The following is a 22,739-nucleotide window of genomic DNA, read 5'->3' as shown; positions in this document are numbered from 1 at the left end:
ATGCAACAACTTATCTACTTTTTTCAGAGGTTTAAAAATTTTCTGTTTTTTCTTTTGTTAGCATTTGTTTCACTTGTATTAACATTTAATAACCTAAATTTTCATAAAAGCAAGTTTGTAAATTCTGCAAACTATATTACAGGAGGATTATATTCTCAAATATCTAACATTTCTGAATACTGGAATTTAAAATCAGAAAACAAACGACTATCTGAAGAAAACACATATTTAAAAAACCTGATAGAAAAAAATAATTCTTTTGTTTTAAATATAGATTCTATACGTATTGACTCTACAAAATACCATCAAAAATATACCTTTACATCTGCCAAAATCATCAACAATAGTTACAGTAAAGATTTTAATTTTTTAACTATAAATAAAGGAGAAAATCAAGGTATTGGTAAAGAAATGGCAGTTATAAATAGTAAAGGTATTATAGGTTTTACTGAGCAAACTTCTAATGAATATGCTAGAGTACAGTCTATCTTAAATAGAAATAGTAAAATTAATGCACGTTTAAAAAACAGCAACTATTTTGGAACGTTAGTTTGGAATGGTAAAGATTATAATACAGTTCAACTTTCTGACATTGCAAGACAAGCACCTCTAAAAGTTGGAGATACTATTGAAACAGGTGGAATGTCAACTATTTTTCCTGAAGGCATTTTAATAGGCACCATTACTAAAATTAACAAAGGCAATACTGCAGATAACACTGTAAATGTTACTTTATTTAACGACATGAGCAACTTGGGTTATGTGAAAGTAATAAAGAATTTAGACAAACTTGAAATAAAATCTCTAGAACTATTAGAAGATGAATAAGCCTTTAAACATACTAACTTCATTTTTTAGTTTGCTTTTACTACAAGTTTTTGTGCTAAACAATGTTCTTTTTCTAGGCTTTATAAATCCATATTTATATATCGTTTTTGTTTTTATATATCCATTAAAAGAAAATAGAATTCCCTTTTTATTTTACTGCTTTCTATTAGGTATTTCTATTGATTTTTTCTCTGATTCTGGAGGTATTCATGCATTTTCTATTCTCTGTATAGCCTATTTGAGATTATTTTTTGTGAAGCTGTACTTTAGAAAAGTAGCTGCTGATTATCCTTTTTTTAAATTAAAATCAGAATCTTTTGGTAAAGTTTTTAACTATACAGCAACTTTAACAGTTATACATCACTTTATTTATTTTTCATTTGCTAATTTTAGTTTTAATAATTTTTCTAATGTATTGCTAAATACACTTTATTCAAGTATTTTTACACTACTACTCTATTTTTTAGGAACAACTATTTTTACTACAAAAGAATAATGCAAAGAAGTTTTTTATTATATTTTTTGATAAGTGCCATTGGAATTATTTTTATTGGGCGTTTGTTTCAATTACAAATAATTAAGCACGAAAGCTATGATCCTATTCATAATGCCGCCGTAAAAATTGTTTACGACTACCCCGAACGTGGTTATGTTTATGATAGAAACGGAAAACTATTAGTTGCAAATCAACTCTCTTATGATGTTATGGTACAACCAAATCAAGTTAAACCATTAGATACCTTAGAGTTTTGTAAACTATTAAAAATAGACAAACAAGATTTTATAAAAAGATTCAAAAAAGCACAGAGATATGCATCTTATCTACCATCCGTTTTTTTAAAACAATTGGCCAAAGAAGACTTTGCATTTTTACAAGAAAAATTATACAAATACAGCGGCTTCTTTATTCAAAAAAGAATCATTAGAGATTACCCAATAAAAGCTGCAGCTAATGTTTTGGGATATATTGGTGAAGTAAATGAAGAAAAGGCACGTAAAAGCTCTTATTACGAACAAGGAGAACTCGAAGGAAAAGACGGTATAGAAAGGCAATATGAAAATGTTTTAAGAGGCCGAAAAGGAAAAAAATACCTGCACAGAAATCGGTTTAATAAAGTTACTGGCTCTTATAAAAATGGTAAATATGACACTTTAGCACAAAACGGAAAAGATTTAATGCTAACTTTAGATATAGATTTACAAGTTTATGCACAAAAGCTAATGAATGGAAAACGAGGTGGTATCGTAGCTATTGAACCTGCTACAGGTGAAATTTTAGCCTTGGTTACAGCACCTTCTTACGATCCTAACATGCTAGTGGGTAGAAAGCGCTCTAAAAATTCAGTTTTATTATTTAATGATACTATAAGCAAACCAAGTTACGATAGAGGTTTATTGGCTGCTTATGCTCCTGGTTCTCCTTTTAAAATGATGAATGCCTTAGTTGCTTTACAAGAAAACGTTATCAATCAACAAACTTCATTTCGTTGTTATGGTGGTTATAGATATGGAAATAGAGCCAATGAATTTATGAAATGTCATTGCGATATTTATGGTGTTCCCATTAAATTAAAAACTGCAATTGCAAAATCTTGCAATAGCTATTTTTCTAATACCTATAAATTAATTGTTGAAAAAAATAATATGCCAACTCAAGGAATGAATGAATGGAACAGGCACGTTACCAGCTTTGGCCTTGGCAATTATTTAGGCTACGACTTACCTGCTGGGCAAAAAGGATTAATACCTGATGGAAACTATTATGATAAAAGATTAAATTATCGTTGGAATGGCTCCTCAATTATCTCTAATGCAATTGGACAAGGAGAAATATTAACAACACCAATTCAATTGGCAAATTTTACAGCTGCAATTGCAAATAGAGGCCATTTTTACACCCCACATATTGTTAAAAAAATCGACTCAAGTTTTATTGATAATCCAAAATACACACAACCTAAAAAAACAACTATAGATAAAAAACACTTTGAACCTGTTGTAGAAGCAATGCACGAGGTATTTAAAACAGGTACAGGAAAATATAGCCAGGTAAAAGGTATCGAAATCTGCGGAAAAACAGGAACCGCAGAAAACTTTGTTATTATTGAAGGTATTAAAAAACAATTAGAAGATCATTCTATTTTAGTTGCTTTTGCACCCAAGGATAATCCTAAAATAGCTTTAGCTGTTTTTGTTGAAAATGGTGGATATGGATCTACAATTGCTGCACCAATAACCAGTTTACTTATAGAAAAGTACATCAATGGAGAAATATCACCAAGAAATAAATACAGAGAATTAAATATGTTAAACAAAAGTCTGCAAGACATTTATGATATTCAATTACAAAAACCGATAGAAATTGCGTCAAGAACGAAATAATATTTTTGCAGGTATAGATTGGCTTTTGGTTTTTCTGTACATTATTTTAGTTGGTTTTGGTTGGGTAAATATTTTTGCTGCTTCTAAAACTGATGAAGATGTTCAGTTATTAAGTTTTTCTACAAAATATGGTAAACAACTTATTTTTATATGCTGTACCATTCCTTTAATCATTAGTATTCTATTTTTCAATTCAAAGTTTTATGAAAAGTATGCTAGTATATTTTACCTACTTTCAATTTTTTCTTTATTATTATTATTCCCTTTTGGAAAACAAATAAATGGTGCTAGGTCTTGGTTTAATTTTGGCGCTTTAGGTTTGCAACCTTCTGAATTTGTAAAAGCTTGTACAGCCTTAGCTGTAGCTAAATTACTAAGTGATAGGCAGTATAACTTTAAACTAATAAAGAATCAAATAAAAGCTTTTATTATTGTATTCTTTCCTGCCTTTTTAATCTTTTTACAACCAGATGCTGGTTCTGCAGTCATCTACTTATCTTTCTTTTTTGTATTAAACAGAGAAGGTTTAACGTTAAATTACATTCTTTTAGGTTCTGGTTTTATTATCCTTTTTATTTTAACTATTTTCTTCGGATTTAAATGGGTATTACTAACTACATTTTTACTAATAACTATTTTAGTTATTTATTTTTTGTATCGAGGAGGAAAACGTTTCTTACGTTTTAACTGGCATAAAGTAATTAGTATCTACCTAGTATTAGGCCTTTTTATATCTGGTACAGGCTATATTTATAAAAATTTATTACCATCTCATCAAAAAGATCGATTTGATATATTATTGGGTAAAAAAGTTGATAATAAAGGTATTGGTTACAATTCTTATCAATCTGAATTAACAATTAGTTCTGGTGGTTTAAAAGGCAAAGGGTTTTTAAAAGGAGATCTTACCCAAGGAGATTTTGTACCTGAACAACATACAGATTATATTTTTAGCACAGTTGGAGAAGAGTGGGGTTTTTTAGGGTCTAGTTTTGTTGTTATTATTTTTATGATTTTACTTTATAGAATAATCTATCTAGCAGAAACTCACACTAACAAATTCGGACGAATTTATGGCTATGGATTAGCTTCCATCCTATTTTTTCATGTAATTGTAAACATTGGTATGGTTATAGGCCTGTTACCAACAGTAGGTATACCTCTACCCTTTTTTAGCTATGGAGGTTCCTCTCTTTGGGGTTTTACCATTTTGCTTTTTATCTTTATAAGACTAGATGCTCATAAAAACTACGATTTTTAATAAAAAACTTAAAAATTGAGCACAAAAAAAACTCTGAAATAAATTATTTCAGAGCCTTTAAATGTTTTAATTTAAAATCTTATATAGCAGCTACGTGCTTCGTTAATTTAGATTTTAAGTTAGAAGCCTTATTCTTATGAATAATATTATTCTTCGCTAATTTATCGATCATAGAAATTACATTTCCTAATTTCCCTTCTGCTTCAGTTTTATCTTCAATAGCACGTAAATCTCTCACAGCATTTCTTGTTGTTTTATGCTGATATTTGTTACGTAATCTCTTAGCTTCGTTACTTCTAATTCTTTTTAATGCTGACTTATGATTTGCCATAATTTTATTTTTCGTTTTTTATTAAAACTTTTGTAGTCCGTACGGGAATCGAACCCGTGTTACCAGGATGAAAACCTGGCGTCCTAACCCCTAGACGAACGGACCATAACAATCAAATATCTCTCAATTGCGGATGCAAATATACAACGTTTTTTAAATTCTGCAACCTTTTTTTATTTTTTTTTCAAAAAATTAATATGCCTTTGCAAAAAGCACTCTTTTTGTTGATGGTTTACCCGTTAAAACACAAGCTCCAATTTCTTCTTTTGCGTCATTTGGTATACATCTAATGGTTGCTTTTGTGTATTCTTTTATTCTGTCTTCTGTTTCTTCTGTTCCATCCCAGTGTGCAGAAACAAAACCTCCTTTTTTAATTGCTTTTTTAAATTCTTTGAAATCGTCTACAACTGTAGTATATTCTTTTCTATACTCAATAGCTTTATTAAACAAGTTTTCTTGAATTTCTTCTAAAAGATTTTCTACGTAAGCAATAACATCATTTTGAGAAACAGTTTTCTTTTCAAATGTATCTCTTCTGGCAATTTCTAATGTTCCATTTTCTAAATCACGGTTACCAATTGCAATTCTAATTGGAACTCCTTTTAATTCATATTCTGCAAATTTAGCTCCTGGTCTAAAAGTATCTCTATCATCAAACTTAACAGAAATCCCTTTTTTTCTTAAATCTTTTACAATTGTCTTTACTTTTTCAGAAATTGCTTCTAACTGCTCATCATTCTTATAAATAGGAACAATTACTACTTGAATTGGAGCTAATTTAGGAGGCAAAACCAAACCATTATCATCTGAATGCGTCATTATTAAACCACCTATTAAACGTGTAGAAACTCCCCAAGAAGTAGCCCAAACATATTCTTGTTTTCCTTCTTTAGATGTATATTTTACATCAAAAGCTTTGGCAAAATTTTGCCCTAAAAAGTGCGATGTTCCTGCTTGTAACGCTTTTCCATCTTGCATTAATGCTTCTATGGTATACGTATCTTCTGCACCTGCAAAACGTTCACTATCCGATTTTACACCTTTTACAACTGGCATAGCCATAAAATTTTCTACAAACTCAGCATAAACATCTTGCATTTGTTTTGCTTCTGTAATTGCTTCAGTTCTTGTTGCGTGTGCTGTATGCCCTTCTTGCCATAAAAACTCTGCTGTTCTTAAAAACAATCGGGTTCTCATTTCCCAACGTACAACATTTGCCCACTGATTTATTAATAAAGGTAAATCTCTGTAAGATTGAATCCATCCTTTATAGGTATTCCAAATAATTGCTTCAGAAGTTGGCCTTACTACTAATTCTTCTTCTAATTTAGCTTCAGGATCTACTCTTAATTTACCTTCATTATCAGGATCATTTTGCAAACGATAATGTGTTACAACTGCACATTCTTTAGCAAAACCTTCTGCATTTTTTTCTTCTGCCTCGAACAAACTTTTAGGAACAAATAATGGAAAATAGGCATTTTCGTGCCCAGTTTCTTTAAACATTCTATCTAATTCAGCCTGCATTTTTTCCCAAATCGCAAAACCATAAGGTTTAATCACCATACAACCTCGTACTGCAGAGTTTTCTGCTAGATTTGCCTTTACTACTAATTCATTATACCATTTAGAATAATCGTCAGTTCGTTTTGTTAAATGTTTACCCATAATCTATACTTTGGCACAAATATTGTTATCTTTAAAGTGAAATTTGTGTTAAATGATTTATTTTATAAAAACAGATACAAAACTACTATAATTTAACGTTTATAAAGCAAAATTTCATCAATAAAAAGAACCGCAAAAACATAAGATTATGAAACTACAATATAAAAACACAAACTTTACACAATTGATTTTATTTGTAATGGCTAATGTTCTATTAGTTTCTTGCGGAACATATCAAAGTGTATATAATAATGATGGAATTTATGGTGATACACTTCCTCCAAGACAAGAAGAAAAAGTAGTAATTGTAAACGATAGTGAATACAATGATTATGAAGATAATTATTTTTCTAAAAGATTAGACGAGCTTCAAAATATAGAAAGTGATGAAATTTTTACGGATATTGATTCTTACAACCCAAATGAAGTTGCTATTGATGATGAAAACGTAACCTATGATGAAAACCAACCTTGGGGATACGAAGATAATGATGTTGTTGTAAATCTTAATTTGTATAACGATCCTTTTTGGGGTGGTGGTTTTAATAATTGGGGTTGGGGCTTTAACAATGGTTGGGCTTTTGGCGGCTGGAATGCGTGGGGAGATCCTTTTTGGGGTAGTCCTTTTTGGGGAAATGGATGGGGACCTAATCGTTTTTGGAGAGGCAATCCTTTATGGTGGCATCCTTACCATAATAACTGGGCTTGGAATGTTGGTTTTTTTGGAAATCGTTGGAACAATAGATTTTGGAATAACAACAGATTTTACAGAAACAACAGAGGCCTTGTTTATAATAGCAGAGGAACTGGTTTAAGCACAAGAAGAAGCTTTAATACAAGTAGACGAAATAGCAGTATAAGCAGAAGATCTTCGTCTATAGCAAGAAGAAGCAGCTCTACTATTAATAGAAGAGTATCAACAACAAATAGAAGAAGTAGCGTTACAACTAACCCATCAAGAAGAAGTGCTACTTCAACTCGAAATTCATCTACTGTAAGAAGAAGTACACCAACCTCAAGGAGAAGTTCTTCAACCAGAAGTAGTAGTACTAGGTCTAGAAATAGTAGCTCTAATGCCAGAAGGTCATCATCTTCATCTGCAAGAAGAAGTAGTTCATCAACAAGAAGAAGTGCCATACCTTCAAGAAGCTCTTCAAGTTCTAGTAGAAGTTCTAAATCTTCATCAACAAGAAGAAGTAGTACATCTAGAAGTTCTGGTTCTACAAACAGAAGAGGAAACTAAAAATATATTCTTCAGAAAAATTTTAACAATATGAAAAAATTATTTATCACAGCGATTCTATTCGCAGTAACGTTTACATCTTTTTCTCAAAATTTAAGATACCAAGATTTGGGAATTTTATTTTCTCAAGACGATAACAATGGAACAGCGCGTTTTACTGCAATGAGCGGAGCATTTGGAGCTTTAGGAGGCGATATTTCTTCAATGAACATAAATCCTGCTGGTTTATCTGTTTTTAATTACAGTATGCTTACAGGTACTATTAATTCAAGAAGTCAAGATATTGCAACTTCTTTTGGTGATGCCGCTTTTAATGATAGAAGAACTTTAATAACAAATAATGAAAATTTAAACCTATCTCAAGCTGGTGCTGTATTGATTTTTGACAGTGCGTTTAGTAAAGAGTGGAGCAAATTTGCAATAGGTTTTAACTATAGAATAACAAAAGATTTTTCTAGAAGCTTTTCTGCTGGTGGAAACGAAGCTGTAACTAGATTTGACAGTAATCCAAGAGATGAAAATGTTTATAATTTTACCGAAGGTCAATTTTTTGATAACACCTATGATGGAGAAATTTCAGAATTAAACTTTGCGTTTTCTGCTGTGCATCAAAAAAAATTACATGTAGGGCTAGGTTTAAATTTTTATGAATTAAATTTTTCTCAACAATCTGTATTAACCGAATTAAATAGTGATATTGATTTTAATATTTTAGATGTTGAATTATTTCAAGATAATATTACAACAGGTACTGGTTTTTCTGCAAATTTAGGTTTTATCTATAAATTGCATCCGGCATTTAGATTCGGTGTATCTTACCAAACACCAACTTGGTTTACAGAAATTCTTCAAGATTCAAACTATAATCAAGATAGTAATGTAGATATTGGAGAAACCACTTTTTTTCCTGGAAATGGTGGTACTTTCTCTGAGTTTAATGATTTTCAATTGATATCTTACAGATTAAGAACACCAAGTAAGCTAACAGGTAGTGCTGCATTTGTGTTTGGCAAAAACGGATTATTAAGTATAGATTACATCAATAGAAATTACAGTGGTATTAGATTATCAGATGGTGTATTTACCAACGAAAACCAATTCTATCAGCAAAACTTAAGGAACACACATAGCTACAACATAGGTACTGAATGGCGTTTTGATAATATTAGCATAAGAGGTGGTTACAGCTTTGAACAATCTCCGTTTATAAACAACAACTTAAATACTACTACAATCTCTAACTTTTCAGATGTTGAAGGGTATTCATTGGGTGCTGGTTATAATTTTGGGAACTTTAAAGTAGATTTTGCTTTTACCGATAATAATAGAACCGCAGGTTATAACTTTTACCCAGGTCTTAATGTAAACCCAGCAAACTTAAACATCGATAATCGAGTTTTTACAGCAACTGTTTCGTTAAGTTTGTAATCGAAAATATTTATAGTAAGGGCCTTGTATTTGCAAAACATACAAGGTCTTTTTTGTTGCAATTCAGTTTTTTGCCGTAATTTTGCATCTCATTTTAAGAATATGCAAGAGACAATAATTACCATTCAAGAAACAACTAATAATACCATATTAAAATTCAATAGCACAAAAATTTTAATTAATGGTGGAAGTTATGAATTTTCAAATATAGACGAAGCTAAAAACTCACCTTTAGCGCAACAATTGTTTTATTTACCATTTGTAAAAAAGATATTTATTACAGCTAACTTTATTGCCATTCAACGTTTTGACATTGTAGAATGGTCAGACGTTCAAGATGAAGTTGCCGAACAAATTCAGGCCTATATTACTGACGGTAACGTGGTTGTAAACGAGCAGGTTTCATCAACAAAAAAAGAAGCTATAGAAGTTTATGCAGAAGTTACACCAAACCCAGCTGTTATGAAATTTGGCACTAACAAAGCATTAACTCAAACTGATGTTGAGTATAAAAACATAGAGGAAGCCAGCAAATCATCGCCTTTAGCACAAGCTATTTTTAATTTTCCTTTTGTAAAAGAAGTTTTTATTTCTGATAATTATATTTCTGTAACAAAATATGATATGGTAGATTGGAATGAGGTTTTCTCTGAAGTTCGATCTTTTATTCGTGAATATTTAGTTGATGGAAAAACAATTATTGCAGCATTACCGAATCAAACATCAACAGAAACAAAAACAGAAAATACAGCTCCAAAAGTAGCGTTAGAAGGCGTACCTGCACAAATTGCAGATATTTTAGATGAATATATAAAACCTGCTGTTGCTGGTGATGGAGGTAATATTGCATTTCGTTCTTATGATGAGCAAAACAAAGTTGTAAGTGTTGTTTTACAAGGCGCTTGTAGTGGTTGCCCTTCTTCTACTGCCACTTTAAAAAACGGAATAGAAACTTTATTAAAAGAAATGTTACCCAATCAAATTAACGAAGTTGTAGCAATTAACGGATAAGAATGTCAGCAGAAAAAATAAATCCATATAAAGATTCTAAACTCGGTAAAAAAGAACAAGTTGCCCAAATGTTCGATACTATTTCTGGAAATTACGATGGTTTAAATCGTGTAATTTCTTTAGGAATTGATGTGAAATGGCGTAAAAAGGTTGTTGAAATTGTTGGTAAAAACAACCCGAAACAAATTTTAGATATTGCAACTGGAACTGGTGATTTGGCTTTAATGATGGCCGACTTAAATCCTGATAGAATTGTGGGTTTAGATATTTCTGCAGGAATGTTAGAAGTTGGTAAGCAAAAAATTGCAAAAGCCAATTTGTCTGATAAAATAGAAATGATAGTAGGCGACTCTGAAGCCATGCCTTTTGATGACGCTACTTTCGATGCTATTACAGTTTCTTTTGGGGTACGTAATTTTGCAAATTTAAATAAGGGATTAAAAGAAATTGCAAGAGTTTTAAAACCTACAGGAGTTTTGGTGATTTTAGAAACCTCTAATCCTGTAAAATTTCCTTTTAAACAGGGCTATAAATTATACACTAACTTATTCTTACCAACAGTTGGTAAACTTTTTTCTAAAGACAAAGCTGCCTATTCTTATTTATCAGAATCTGCAAATTCTTTTCCTTTTGGAGAAGCTTTCAACAATATTTTACAAAATAATGGGTTTACATATACAAAAGCCAATCCTGTAACTTTTGGAGTGGCTACAATTTATACTGCAAGAAAATAAAAATGATAAAAAAAACACTTCTTTTTGGTTTTTTGTTGATGATTTCTGCAACGTTTTTTGCACAGAGAGAACGTGTTGAAAATCTACCCACTTTTGATGATAGAAAAATTCATTATGGTTTTTATTTAGGTTTGAATCAAAATGATTTTAAATTAAATATCAGAAATAGCAACGTTTTTGATGCTGGTTACACTGTAGAACCAACCTACGGTTTTAATGTTGGTTTAATTGCTGAACTGCGTTTACATAAAAATTTAAGTTTTCGTTTTGAGCCTGGTTTAATGACCAATTCTAAGAACATCATTTTTAATCATCTTACAAACGCAAGTAACCCTAGAGATAGTATTCGTGAGGTTGGCTCTACATACTTGCATGTTCCTGTAGTCTTAAAATTTAGTACAGATCGTTATAAAAATATTCGTCCTTATGTGTTGGCTGGTATTTCTTACGATCATAACTTTTCGAGTAATGAAGCCAATCAAGATGACAATTCTGCAGGGCAGTTTCGTATGAAAACTAGCAATTTTATGTACGAAGTTGGTATGGGAATCGATATTTATTTATCATTTTTTAAATTCTCGCCTTCAATTCGTGGTGTTTTTGCAATTAATAATGAAATAAAATACGATGACGACCCTAATAGTCAATGGACTTCTCCTGTAAATTTTATGGGAACTCGTGGTTTATTCCTAAACTTAGCTTTTGAGTAAAAATTAGTCGCAAAGTTATTTGTTAACTGAGAAAACTAATACTACCCACTAAAAACTTCGTTTAAATTCACTCAATAAAACTGCAGTAGCTGTAGCAACATTTAGGCTTTCTGTTTCTTGAATTTCACCAAATCTTGGAATGCAAATCTTATTTTTTATCATACTTTTCACTTTATCAGAAACACCATTTGCCTCATTGCCCATAATTAAAATGGCTTCTTTTGGTAATTCAGATTTGTAAACATTTTTACCATCCATATCAGCAATAAAGGTTGGCAAAGTAGTTTCATTTAAATACGTTTCTAAATCTAAATATTTTATAGAAACTCTGGTTAAAGAACCCATACTTGCTTGCACAACTTTTTGGTTATAACAATCTACAGTGTTTTTAGAGCAAATTAATTGCGATACTCCAAACCAATCGCACAAACGAATAATTGTACCTAAATTTCCAGGATCGTTAATGGCATCTAAAGCAATGGTTAATCCATTATTTTGAAGCGGTTTTTCATCCGGAATTTTAAATAATCCTAAAACTTTATTGGGCGATTTTAACTTGCTTATTTTTTGTAATTCAGTATCGGAAATTCGGATAATTGTATCATTATAAATCGAAGTTTCAAAATCATCAGTAGCAAATAAAACATCAACCTTAAAAGAAGAGTTTAGCAATTCGTTTACCACTTTTACACCTTCAGCTACAAATAATTGCTGCTTTTGTCTATACTTTTTTTGCGATAAACTTGTTATAACTTTTAGTTGATTTTTTGAGATGCTCATTAATTGCTGCTAAATGAAAATAAACCGTTGAAAAATACTATTTTTGATTTCCTTTGGAGTGCTAAAATAATGAAAAAATTTTCTTACTTATTTTTATTCATTGTATTTTTGGCTGCATGTAATTCTACAAAACATGTAGCCGAAGGCGAACATCTGCTGACCAAAAATTACATTTTTATTGATAGTACAAAAACCAATAGCCCCGATTTACAAAAATATATTCTTCAAAAACCAAACCCTCGTTTTATAGGAATGCCTTTAGGGTTATATTTTCATAATTTAGGAAATCACAACAAACCCAAAACCCCTAGTGAGTGGGCAGAAAAAAACCCAAATTCTTACAACACAGTAAAAAAAATATTTTCAGAAAAACAAAGCATTGCTTTTGCAAATTCTTTTATAAACTTAAATAAATGGTTTTTAAATTTTCAAACTCCAGAGATTGTTAAAGAGCTTAAAGTTAAAAGAACTGCTAATAATTTATCTGCGTTTTACAAAACGCAAGGTTTTTTTAAATCTTCTGTTACATCAAAAATAAAAAGAGACTCAACACATAAAAAAGCTACAGTAACCTATTACATCAACAAAGGAAAGCCAACCATTTTAGACACCATAAATATAAAAATAGAATCTAAAGTTTTAGACTCTATTTATAAAAATTCAGACTTACAAAGTGTATTAAAAACAGGTAAACAATACAAAGAACAGGTTTTTAGAAATGAAGCTGCAAATGTGGTTAAACTTTTTAGAAATAGCGGAATTGATAATTTTACAGAATCTGCTTTAGGCTTTTATGTTGATTCTACTCGTGCAGATTACAAGGCAAATATAGATTTTATAATCTCTGGAAATAGATTGATTGAAGATAATGGCCAATACAAAGAAAAGCCCTATAAAATTAGAAAAATTAAAGAAGTAAATGTATATACAGATTACTCTTTTACCAAAAAAGGTGAGGCTATTAAAGACACCTTAACCTATGGTGGTATTAACTTTTTGGCACACGACAAAGTAAAATACAGTACCAAGTATTTATCACAATCTTTATTTTTAAAGCCTAATGATATTTATAGAGACACCTTAATAAGTTTAACTAGAAAACATTTAAAATCTTTACAGAATTTTAAATCTACCAATATCAATTTTTCTTTGATTAATGGTTCTGATGATGCGTTAAAAATGGATATATTACTATCTCCTTTAGAAAAATACACATTAGGCTTTGAAACAGAGTTAACACACTCTAATATTAGAAATATTGGAACTTCTGCAAAATTTTCTCTTACAAATCGAAATACTTTTAAAGGAACTGAGCTTTTAAAACTATCGTTTTTAGGTTCTTGGTTTAATTCTAACACTGGCCCAGGTTGGGAAATTGGGGCAGATGCTTCTGTAGAAATTCCAAGGTTTGTGGCTCCTTTTGGCTTAAGTAAACTTGTTCCTAAAGAAATGTCTCCAAGAACCTATTTTTCTTTAGGTTCGAGTTTTCAAAAAAATATTGGTTTAGATAGGCAAACCTTTACTTTTTTAACAGATTACAAATGGCAATACAACCCACAAAAAACCATTCAATTAGAAGTACTAAACACGCAATACGTACAAAATCTTAATGTAAGTAGTTACTTTAACATATACAACTCAGAATATCAAAGTCTGAATGAAGTGGCTCAAATTTTTGATAATTTCAATTACAACAACTCTAACAGAGAGTTAGATGTGCCAAATGAAGCATTGCGTTTTATGAATGCTGTTGCAAACGATACTAACTTTAGAACCTCTAATCCAGAAGAATTTAATAATACTTTAAACATTTTAGACAGGTATAATATCATTACATCAGATTTCTTAATCCCTACAATTGCTTATACATACACTTATAATGGGCAAACAGATTTTAGAGATAACGACTTTTCTTTTTTTAGAGTAAGACTAGCCAATTCTGGAAATATTTTAGGATTGCTCTCAAACAAAATAAACAATAAAAACAAAAAAACTTTTCTAAAAATACCTTTAGCTCAGTATTTTAAAACTGATATTGAATACAAGAAATTTTGGACTCTTGGCTCAGGAAATTCTGTTTTTGGATTTCGATCTTCTATAGGTGCAATTTTTACGTATGATAATTCCGATATTCCTTTTACCAAAAGTTATTTTGCAGGTGGTTCTAATGATATTAGAGCTTGGCAGACTTACGAATTAGGCCCAGGAAGCAGAAATACTGGCCTAGAATTTAATATTGGTAGTTTTAAGTTTTTAACAAGTGCAGAGTATCGCTTTGATGTAGTAAGCATGCTTAAAGGCGCTTTGTTTATCGATGCTGGAAATATTTGGGACATCTCTAGCTCTAGTTTTATAGAAGATGATGCAAAATTTACAGGTTTTTCATCCTTAAAAAACATCGCTGTAGGCTCTGGTATTGGTGCAAGACTCGACTTTAATTTTCTAATTGTTCGTTTAGATATTGGCTTTAAAACCTACGAACCCTATTTAAATGGCAATAAATGGTTTAAAAACTATAATTTTAATAGTGCTGTTTACAATATAGGTATTAACTATCCTTTTTAAAATAGACAACGTTTTCGTTATTTTTAATTTCTATTTACCGTTAAAACTACATTTTTTATTATTTTTACATCATATAAATAATTATTAAATACAACATAATGGGTCATAATATTAAACCTGGTGTAGCAACTGGAAAAGAAGTTCAAGAAATTTTTAATTACGCAAAAGAAAAAGGATTTGCTTTACCAGCAGTTAATGTAATTGGTTCTAATACAATTAATAGTGTTTTAGAAACAGCTAAAGAATTAAATTCGCCTGTAATTATTCAATTTTCTAATGGTGGGGCGCAGTTTAATGCTGGAAAAGGTTTATCTAACGAAAATCAAAAAGCTGCTATTGCTGGCGGTGTTGCTGGTGCAAAACACGTTAATGAATTAGCAGTAGCTTACGGAGTTCCTGTAATTTTACATACAGATCACTGTGCTAAGAAATTATTACCTTGGATTGATGGATTATTAGATGCATCAGAAAAACACTTCGAAGAAACAGGAAAACCTCTATACAGTTCTCATATGATTGATTTATCTGAAGAACCTATAGAAGAAAATATGGAAATTTGTAAAACATACTTAGCTAGAATGAGCAAAATGGGTATGACTTTAGAAATTGAATTAGGTATTACTGGTGGTGAAGAAGATGGAGTAGATAATTCTGATGTAGATGCTTCTAAATTATATACACAACCAGAAGAAGTAGCTTATGCTTACGAAGAGTTAATGAAAGTATCTCCACAATTTACTATTGCAGCTGCATTTGGTAACGTGCATGGAGTTTACAAACCAGGTAATGTAAAATTAACACCAAAAATCTTAAAGAATTCTCAAGAATTTATTACTAAAAAATACGGTGTAGAAGAAAATCATATCGATTTTGTTTTTCATGGTGGTTCTGGTTCTACTTTAGAAGAAATTAGAGAAGCTATTGGTTATGGTGTAATTAAAATGAATATAGATACTGATTTACAATTCGCTTTTACAGAAGGTATTAGAGATTATATGCAAGGTAAAGCAGATTATTTAGCAACTCAAATTGGTAATCCAGAAGGTGCAGACCAACCAAACAAAAAATATTACGACCCAAGAAAATGGTTACGTTTAGGTGAAGAAACTTTTAAAGCTCGTTTAAAGCAAGCTTTTGCAGACTTAAATAACGTAGATACACTATAATATTTTATAAATAAAATTATTAAAAAAGCATTTTGATTAAATCAAAATGCTTTTTTTTTATTTGCTATAAATACTTCATAAAAAATCTTTTACATTTGTAATCCGTTTCTTTTAAAAAAGAAACCATTAAACAAATATAATTTTAAACAAACAAATCTATGAGCGCTTGGTTTAAAAGAACTGATAAAGGAATACAAACTGCTACAGAAGATAAAAAAGACACACCCAAAGGTCTTTGGTACAAAACACCTAGTGGTAAAATTATAGATACAGAAGAATTAAAAAAGAACTTATATGTTAGTCCAGAAGATGGTTACCATGTAAGAATTGGCAGTAAAGAATATTTCGAATTATTTTTTGATGATAATAAGTTTGAAGAATTAAACGAAAAATTGACTTCTAAAGACCCTTTAAAATTCGAAGACACTCAAAAATATCCAGACAGATTAAAAGCGGCACAAGAAAAAACAAAATTAAAAGACGCTGTAAGAACTGCAGTTGGTAAATCTTTAGGAAAAGATATTGTTATTGCTGCTATGGATTTTGCTTTTATTGGTGGTTCTATGGGTTCTGTTGTTGGAGAAAAAATTGCACGTGCAATTAATTACTCTATAGAAAATAGAATTCCTTTTTTAATGATATCTAAATCTGGTGGAGCAAGAATGATGGAAGCATCGCTTTCTCTAATGCAGTTGGTAAAAACATCAGCAAAACTAGCACAATTAGCAGAAGTAAAAATACCTTATATTTCTTTATGTACAGACCCAACAACAGGTGGTACAACTGCTTCTTATGCAATGTTAGGCGATATTAATATAGCAGAACCAAATGCATTAATTGCATTTGCTGGGCCAAGAGTGGTAAAAGATACAACAGGTAAAGAATTACCAGAAGGTTTCCAAAAATCTGAATTTGTTTTAGAACATGGTTTTTTAGATGCAATTTACGAACGCAAACACCTAAAGAAACAAGTAAATCTATATATCGATTTAATACAAAATTTACCAATAAGAAAAGAAGTAGAAGCTTAAAAACATAGAATTTAGAACACACCAAAACCAATAAAAGAATATTCTTTTATTGGTTTTTTCTTGAAAAATAATTCTATATTTGCACCTTCAATGAAAAATATCATTGATATACATAAAAATCATTTAAATAATATTGGCATGTACTTAACAAAAGAAATTAAAGAAGGTATCTTCGAAAAACACGGTAAAGGAAAAAATGATACTGGTTCTTCAGAAGGTCAAATTGCATTATTCACTCACAGAATCAACCATTTAACTGAACATTTAAAGAGAAATCGTAAAGATTTTAACACAGAGCGTTCGTTAGTAATGATGGTAGGTAAACGTAGAAGTTTATTGGATTATTTAAAGAAAACAGATATTGCAAGATATCGTGCAATTATTAAAGAACTAGGAATTAGAAAATAATTTCTTAAAAAGAGGCACTATAAACGTGCCTCTTTTTTATTTGTTTTTGTATGAATTTGCAAAGCAAACATTTTTATTTCGAGCGAAATGTAATGAAGTCGAGAAATCTTAAGATCTCTCCACAAGGTAGAGATGACATCAAGTAGAATTATTTTTGCACAAACAGAAATCTACAAATTAAATGAGTTACGCTTCACAAACGTAATTCAAAAAAAATCAAAAGAACTAACAACCCTTTTGAATTTCCATTGGAAAAAACACACAACAGCTATTTTTACTGAACTTGTTTCAGAACAACACAACAACAAACAAATTAAACATTAAGAATTTTAAAAATTTATGATTCCAAAAGTATTTAGAGAGGTCATTGACCTTGGAGATGGAAGAACCATCTCATTAGAAACCGGTAAATTAGCAAAACAAGCGCACGGTTCAGTTGTTGTTCAATCAGGTAAATGTATGTTGTTATGTACAGTAGTATCAAATTATCATCAAGCAGATGTAGATTTTTTACCCTTAACTGTAGACTATAGAGAAAAATTTGCTGCTGCAGGTCGTTACCCTGGAGGTTTCTTTAAAAGAGAAGCAAGACCAAGTGATGGTGAAGTATTAACCATGCGTTTAGTAGACCGTGTTTTACGTCCATTGTTCCCAAAAGATTACCATTCAGAAACACAAGTTATGATTCAGATGATGTCTCATGATGATGATGTTATGCCAGACGCAATGGCTGGTTTAGCTGCATCTGCTGCTATTCAATTATCAGATTTACCATTTGAATGCCCAATCTCTGAAGTGAGAGTTGCAAGAGTAAATGGTGAATTTGTAATCAATCCAACAAGAGCTCAATTAGAAGAAGCTGATATTGACATGATGGTTGGTGCTTCTGCAGATTCAGTGATGATGGTAGAAGGTGAAATGGATGAATGTTCTGAAGAAGAAATGGCAGAAGCTATTAAAGTGGCACACGAAGCAATTAAAGTACAATGTGCTGCTCAAGTTGCTTTAGCTGAAGCTTTCGGGAAGAAAGAAGTTCGTGAATACGAACCAGCTGTTGAAAATGAAGAATTAGAAGCTAAAATTAAAGAATTAGTATACGATAAAACGTATGCTATTGCTAAAGCGGGTTCTGCAAAACACGAAAGAAGTGCTGCATTTAGCGAAATTAAAGAAGAAGTCGTAAACTCTTTTTCTGAAGAAGAGCAAGAGGAATTCGGAAAGTTAATTTCTAAATATGTTGCTAAGGCACAAAAAACAGCCATTCGCGATTTAACCTTGAAAGAAGGTTTACGTTTAGATGGCCGTAAAACTACAGATATTAGACCAATTTGGTGTGAGGTAGACTATTTACCATCAACACATGGTTCATCAATTTTTACAAGAGGAGAAACACAAGCATTGGCAACTGTAACTTTAGGTACTTCTAGAGAAGCAAACCAAATAGATATGCCTTCTTTTGAAGGTGAAGAAACTTTCTATTTACACTATAACTTCCCTCCTTTTTCAACTGGAGAAGCACGTCCAATTAGAGGAACGTCTAGAAGAGAAGTTGGTCATGGTAATTTAGCGCAAAGAGCATTAAAAGGAATGATTCCTGCTGATTGCCCTTATACAGTAAGAGTTGTAAGTGAAGTTTTAGAATCTAATGGTTCTTCTTCTATGGCAACTGTTTGTTCTGGAACAATGGCATTAATGGATGCTGGTGTACAATTAAAGAAACCTGTTTCTGGTATTGCTATGGGATTAATTTCTGATGGTGAAAACTACGCAGTTTTATCTGATATTTTAGGTGATGAAGATCACTTAGGTGATATGGACTTTAAAGTTACAGGTACTGCAGATGGTATTACAGCTTGCCAAATGGATATTAAAATCAAAGGATTAAGTTATGAGATTTTAGTAAACGCGTTAAAACAAGCTAGAGAGGGTCGTTTACATATCTTAGAAAAACTAACAGATACTATAGAAAAACCAAATAGCGATGTTAAAGCTCACGCTCCAAAAATGATTACCAGAAGAATCCCTAACGATTTAATTGGTGCATTTATTGGTCCTGGAGGAAAAAATATTCAAGAATTACAAAAAGAAACAGAAACAACCATCGTAATTAACGAAGATCCTGTAACTGAAGAAGGTATTGTTGAAATTTTAGGCACTAATCCAGCAGGAATGGATGCTGTAATTGCTAAAATAGAATCAATGTTATTTAAACCAGAAAAAGGTTCTGTTTACGAGGTTAAAGTAATTAAAATGTTAGATTTTGGTGCAGTTGTAGAATATACAGAAGCTCCAGGAAACGAAGTTTTATTACACGTAAGCGAATTAGCTTGGGAACGTACAGATAATGTAAGCGATGTTGTTAATTTAGGTGATGTTTTAGATGTAAAATATTTTGGAATAGACCCAAGAACACGTAAAGAAAAAGTTTCTAGAAAAGCAATTTTACCAAAACCAGAAGGTTTTAAAGAAAGACCACCTAGAGATAACAATCGTGGAAGAGATAACAACAGAGGTAGAGATAATCGCGGGCGTGATAACAGAAGACCTAGACAAGAGAAAAAAGAAGATTAAGTAAATACTGAAATTGTTTCAGTACCTAAATCAAAATGTTTATAAATCGCCAATTAATTTTGGCGATTTTTTTATGCTTTTTTGTTTCTTTGTAAAACATACAGACCTCACAGAATTTTAAACCTGTGAGGTCTTTTAAACTCATTTTTGAAGAATCAAACCACAACATATCTCTCATTAGGTACAAATCAAGGTAATAAACTTGATAATCTGCAAAATGCAATTCATAAAATAGCTGATGAAATTGGTACTATTTTAAAAATTTCATCAGTTTACAAAACAGCTTCTTGGGGTTTTGATAGCAATGATTTTTTTAATATTTGCATAGAACTTACCACAAATCTTTCTGCCGAAAAATTAATTACAACGCTACTAAATATTGAGTATAAGTTAGGAAGAGAGAGAAAAGACACCCAAAGTTATACTGATAGAAATATAGATATTGACATTTTATTATATGACAATGACATTATTGTTTCTAAAACTTTAACTGTTCCACACCCAAAAATGTTAGAACGTAAATTTGTGCTAGTTCCTTTAGCCGAGATTGCAAGCACCGCTATTCATCCTATAACAAAAACAGCTATTGCAATTTGCTTACAAAATTGTAACGATAATTCTGCAATTGCTGCGATACATGAACAATTAAAACTACCAATTCCTATTTCAGAGAAATACAATTATATTGCTATTGAAGGTAATATTGGTGCTGGTAAAACATCTTTAGCCAAAATGATGTCTGAAGATTTTAATACAAAACTGGTCTTAGAACGTTTTGCAGACAATCCTTTTTTACCAAAATTTTATACAGATAAAGAACGTTATGCGTTTCCTTTAGAAATGAGTTTTTTGGCTGATAGATATCAACAATTATCTGATGATTTAGCACAATTAGATTTGTTTAAAAACTTTGTTATATCAGATTATTACATTTTCAAATCTTTGATTTTTGCACAAATTACTTTACAGCAAGATGAATATAAATTGTACAGAAAAATGTTTGATTTGATGTACAAAGAAATTACAAAACCCGATTTGTATGTGTATTTATATCAAAATACAGATCGCCTTTTAGAAAATATCAAAAAAAGAGGTAGAGTTTATGAACAAAATATTGAAGCCAATTATTTACAAAAAATTCACGACGGCTATAAAAGTTTTATAAGTACACAACAAAACTTAAATACTCTTGTTATTGATGTATCTGACATTGACTTTGTAAATCATCCAGAAGATTACCAATCAATCATTCATCAAATTAAAAAAGCTTAACAATTTATTTTTTCAATTCTAATTTATCAGCAAAATATTCGCAAAAGTCTCGCATTGTAGCACTCATTTTTGTATCATCGGTTGCTCTTTCAAATGTATCTGCCATAGATACTAGGGTTTGATGAAAAAATTGTTTCATCTCGTCTACAGGCATATCTTTTGTCCATAAATCCATACGTAATGTATCTTTTTGCTTATGATCCCAAACAGATATCATTACCGCTTTTGAGGGATCGTTATCAATACCACCATCTTTTGCAGACCAAGAAATTACTTCAGGAACTTTATTTTCATCTAAACCTACTTTAAATTTTATTTCAGAATTGTGTTTAACTGCCATTACTTTTTGGGTTTGTATTTCGATTTTGTGAAGATTTCACCTTCATCCGTTTTTAATAATTCTTGCAAAGATACATCATTATGTTGCATATAGGCTTTAACAATTTGCCAACCCAACCAAACTCCAATTCGGCCAGGAGATAAATTATCCTCTGCCATATAAAACTTAGAGAAAGGTGCATTTTCTAAAAATCGTTTATTTAATTTTGTATCAGTACTAAACAGTATTTTTTTATCAATAAAATACATCCAAACTTGTTCTTCATTTGCAATTGCCCAGTTGTATTTTTCTGATGTATAGCCTATCTTTTCTTGATCTGACAAAGCTGGTAAATACCTATCTAATAAGTACATTTTTTTACCTTCGTAAATCATCTTATCAATAAATCTTCTTTTATGTAAAGGTGGGTTTTGTTGGTTTATTATGGCTTCTGCAACAGCTACTATTAAATGTTCTTTGGTATTATTTTCTTTGATGTACTTTGGATAATCTGCATAAAAAGGGTGATTTTTACCCAAATAAACATCTAAAGAAACAAGCAACAAACTGTCGGCATAAATTACCCTACTTTCATAATCTATATTAGTTAATATGGTTACTACATTTGGAGCCGTAAAATTTGAATTGTAATATTTTATATGTTTAAAAAGTAATTGCAACCGATTTTCTTGTTCTGTAAAGTCTTTGAAAATTTTTTGGGTTTCAGCAAACAACTCTTGCTCTTCATTGTTATTAATTTTTGACAAAGACAAGCTATCCGTAAATTGTTTGGGAAATAAGTACGGATATTTTTCTTTTACTATAGGTAAGGTTTCTTTGTTGGCTTTATAAAAATCTACATCATATCTTTTTATAGAAAAATCAACTTTTATCTCAGAAACATCTATTTGAGGTTGTTTTTTATCAATACATGAAAAAAACAGACACAAAACCGTTAAAACTGCAAAAAAAAATCTCATATTCTTCGTATCTTAGTAACTCAATTTAAGAACGTTAAAAATACTAAAATA

At 30.7% G+C, this 22,739-nt stretch carries 20 protein-coding genes and 1 tRNA gene; 15 read left to right on the top strand and 6 right to left on the bottom strand.

Annotated features, from left to right (window positions below; translation table 11 throughout):
- From mreC to rodA, 4 genes are read left to right on the top strand one after another with little or no spacing between them, the layout of a single operon-like run.
- Positions 1-828 carry a rod shape-determining protein MreC gene (gene mreC, locus ACW9UN_RS04890; RefSeq protein WP_459484410.1) on the top strand — a complete coding sequence of 276 codons (828 nt, stop codon included), beginning with the start codon at positions 1-3 and terminating at the stop codon, positions 826-828.
- Positions 821-1,324: a rod shape-determining protein MreD gene (gene mreD, locus ACW9UN_RS04885; RefSeq protein ID WP_459484408.1), complete on the top strand. Its 504-nt coding sequence runs from the start codon at positions 821-823 to the stop codon at positions 1,322-1,324. The genes mreC and mreD overlap by 8 nt, the downstream gene beginning before the upstream one ends.
- Positions 1,324-3,210, top strand: coding sequence for a penicillin-binding protein 2 (mrdA, locus tag ACW9UN_RS04880; protein ID WP_459484405.1), 1,887 nt, complete (start codon positions 1,324-1,326; stop codon positions 3,208-3,210). The genes mreD and mrdA overlap by 1 nt, the downstream gene beginning before the upstream one ends.
- Positions 3,191-4,471 carry a rod shape-determining protein RodA gene (gene rodA / locus ACW9UN_RS04875; RefSeq protein WP_459484403.1) on the top strand — a complete coding sequence of 427 codons (1,281 nt, stop codon included), beginning with the start codon at positions 3,191-3,193 and terminating at the stop codon, positions 4,469-4,471. The genes mrdA and rodA overlap by 20 nt, the downstream gene beginning before the upstream one ends.
- Before the next feature lie 79 nt (positions 4,472-4,550).
- On the opposite strand, the gene rpsT is transcribed toward rodA, so the two are convergent.
- The 3 genes from rpsT to proS all read right to left on the bottom strand — a co-directional run bounded on the left by rpsT (position 4,551) and on the right by proS (position 6,470).
- The gene (gene rpsT, locus ACW9UN_RS04870; RefSeq protein ID WP_459484401.1) at positions 4,551-4,802 is read right to left on the bottom strand and encodes a 30S ribosomal protein S20; all 252 of its coding nucleotides are present in this window, start codon (positions 4,800-4,802) and stop codon (positions 4,551-4,553) included.
- A gap of 33 nt (positions 4,803-4,835) precedes the next feature.
- A tRNA-Glu gene (locus ACW9UN_RS04865) sits at positions 4,836-4,907 on the bottom strand.
- An 87-nt stretch (positions 4,908-4,994) separates the two neighbouring features.
- Positions 4,995-6,470, bottom strand: coding sequence for a proline--tRNA ligase (gene proS, locus ACW9UN_RS04860; RefSeq protein ID WP_459484399.1), 1,476 nt, complete (start codon positions 6,468-6,470; stop codon positions 4,995-4,997).
- Between the two features lie 148 nt (positions 6,471-6,618).
- On the opposite strand from proS, the gene ACW9UN_RS04855 reads away from it, so the two are divergent.
- The 5 genes from ACW9UN_RS04855 to porT all read left to right on the top strand — a co-directional run bounded on the left by ACW9UN_RS04855 (position 6,619) and on the right by porT (position 11,596).
- Positions 6,619-7,713 carry a hypothetical protein gene (locus ACW9UN_RS04855; RefSeq protein WP_459484397.1) on the top strand — a complete coding sequence of 365 codons (1,095 nt, stop codon included), beginning with the start codon at positions 6,619-6,621 and terminating at the stop codon, positions 7,711-7,713.
- Between the two features lie 30 nt (positions 7,714-7,743).
- Positions 7,744-9,141 carry an OmpP1/FadL family transporter gene (locus ACW9UN_RS04850; RefSeq protein ID WP_459484395.1) on the top strand — a complete coding sequence of 466 codons (1,398 nt, stop codon included), beginning with the start codon at positions 7,744-7,746 and terminating at the stop codon, positions 9,139-9,141.
- A 102-nt stretch (positions 9,142-9,243) separates the two neighbouring features.
- Positions 9,244-10,152, top strand: a complete 909-nt coding sequence (locus ACW9UN_RS04845; protein WP_459484393.1) for a NifU family protein — start codon at positions 9,244-9,246, stop codon at positions 10,150-10,152.
- Between the two features lie 2 nt (positions 10,153-10,154).
- Positions 10,155-10,886 (top strand): bifunctional demethylmenaquinone methyltransferase/2-methoxy-6-polyprenyl-1,4-benzoquinol methylase UbiE, encoded by a 732-nt coding sequence (gene ubiE / locus ACW9UN_RS04840; protein ID WP_459484391.1) that lies wholly within the window; start codon positions 10,155-10,157, stop codon positions 10,884-10,886.
- A gap of 2 nt (positions 10,887-10,888) precedes the next feature.
- Positions 10,889-11,596, top strand: a complete 708-nt coding sequence (gene porT / locus ACW9UN_RS04835) for a type IX secretion/gliding motility protein PorT/SprT (RefSeq protein ID WP_459484390.1) — start codon at positions 10,889-10,891, stop codon at positions 11,594-11,596.
- A gap of 48 nt (positions 11,597-11,644) precedes the next feature.
- Here the strand turns inward: porT and ACW9UN_RS04830 are convergent, their stop codons facing one another.
- Positions 11,645-12,376 (bottom strand): TrmH family RNA methyltransferase, encoded by a 732-nt coding sequence (locus ACW9UN_RS04830; RefSeq protein WP_459484388.1) that lies wholly within the window; start codon positions 12,374-12,376, stop codon positions 11,645-11,647.
- A 69-nt stretch (positions 12,377-12,445) separates the two neighbouring features.
- Here ACW9UN_RS04830 and tamL point away from each other — a divergent pair, with 69 nt between their 5' ends.
- From tamL to folK, 6 genes are all read left to right on the top strand, one after another.
- The gene (gene tamL, locus ACW9UN_RS04825) at positions 12,446-14,941 is read left to right on the top strand and encodes a translocation and assembly module lipoprotein TamL (RefSeq protein ID WP_459484387.1); all 2,496 of its coding nucleotides are present in this window, start codon (positions 12,446-12,448) and stop codon (positions 14,939-14,941) included.
- Between the two features lie 98 nt (positions 14,942-15,039).
- Positions 15,040-16,107, top strand: a complete 1,068-nt coding sequence (gene fbaA, locus ACW9UN_RS04820; RefSeq protein WP_459484385.1) for a class II fructose-bisphosphate aldolase — start codon at positions 15,040-15,042, stop codon at positions 16,105-16,107.
- A gap of 158 nt (positions 16,108-16,265) precedes the next feature.
- On the top strand, positions 16,266-17,138 hold the full coding sequence (gene accD / locus ACW9UN_RS04815; RefSeq protein WP_459484384.1) for an acetyl-CoA carboxylase, carboxyltransferase subunit beta: 873 nt from the start codon (positions 16,266-16,268) through the stop codon (positions 17,136-17,138).
- 138 nt (positions 17,139-17,276) lie between these two features.
- Entirely contained in the window at positions 17,277-17,546 is a 270-nt protein-coding gene (gene rpsO, locus ACW9UN_RS04810) for a 30S ribosomal protein S15 (protein WP_459484478.1), read from the top strand.
- A 339-nt stretch (positions 17,547-17,885) separates the two neighbouring features.
- Positions 17,886-20,117 carry a polyribonucleotide nucleotidyltransferase gene (locus ACW9UN_RS04805; protein ID WP_459484383.1) on the top strand — a complete coding sequence of 744 codons (2,232 nt, stop codon included), beginning with the start codon at positions 17,886-17,888 and terminating at the stop codon, positions 20,115-20,117.
- Positions 20,118-20,264: 147 nt separating this feature from the next.
- Positions 20,265-21,389, top strand: a complete 1,125-nt coding sequence (gene folK, locus ACW9UN_RS04800) for a 2-amino-4-hydroxy-6-hydroxymethyldihydropteridine diphosphokinase (RefSeq protein ID WP_459484382.1) — start codon at positions 20,265-20,267, stop codon at positions 21,387-21,389.
- 4 nt (positions 21,390-21,393) lie between these two features.
- Here the strand turns inward: folK and gldC are convergent, their stop codons facing one another.
- The gene (gldC, locus tag ACW9UN_RS04795; protein WP_459484379.1) at positions 21,394-21,729 is read right to left on the bottom strand and encodes a gliding motility protein GldC; all 336 of its coding nucleotides are present in this window, start codon (positions 21,727-21,729) and stop codon (positions 21,394-21,396) included.
- A complete protein-coding gene (gldB, locus tag ACW9UN_RS04790; protein ID WP_459484376.1) occupies positions 21,729-22,688 on the bottom strand; it encodes a gliding motility lipoprotein GldB in 960 nt (319 codons plus the stop codon). Before gldB ends, gldC begins: the two co-directional genes overlap by 1 nt.
- Between the last annotated feature and the right edge of the window lie 51 nt (positions 22,689-22,739).

This window comes from Polaribacter litoreus, from assembly GCF_054584775.1.
The sequence above is the reverse complement of the archived record's forward strand: the minus strand, read 5'-3'. Positions and strand labels throughout refer to the sequence as shown.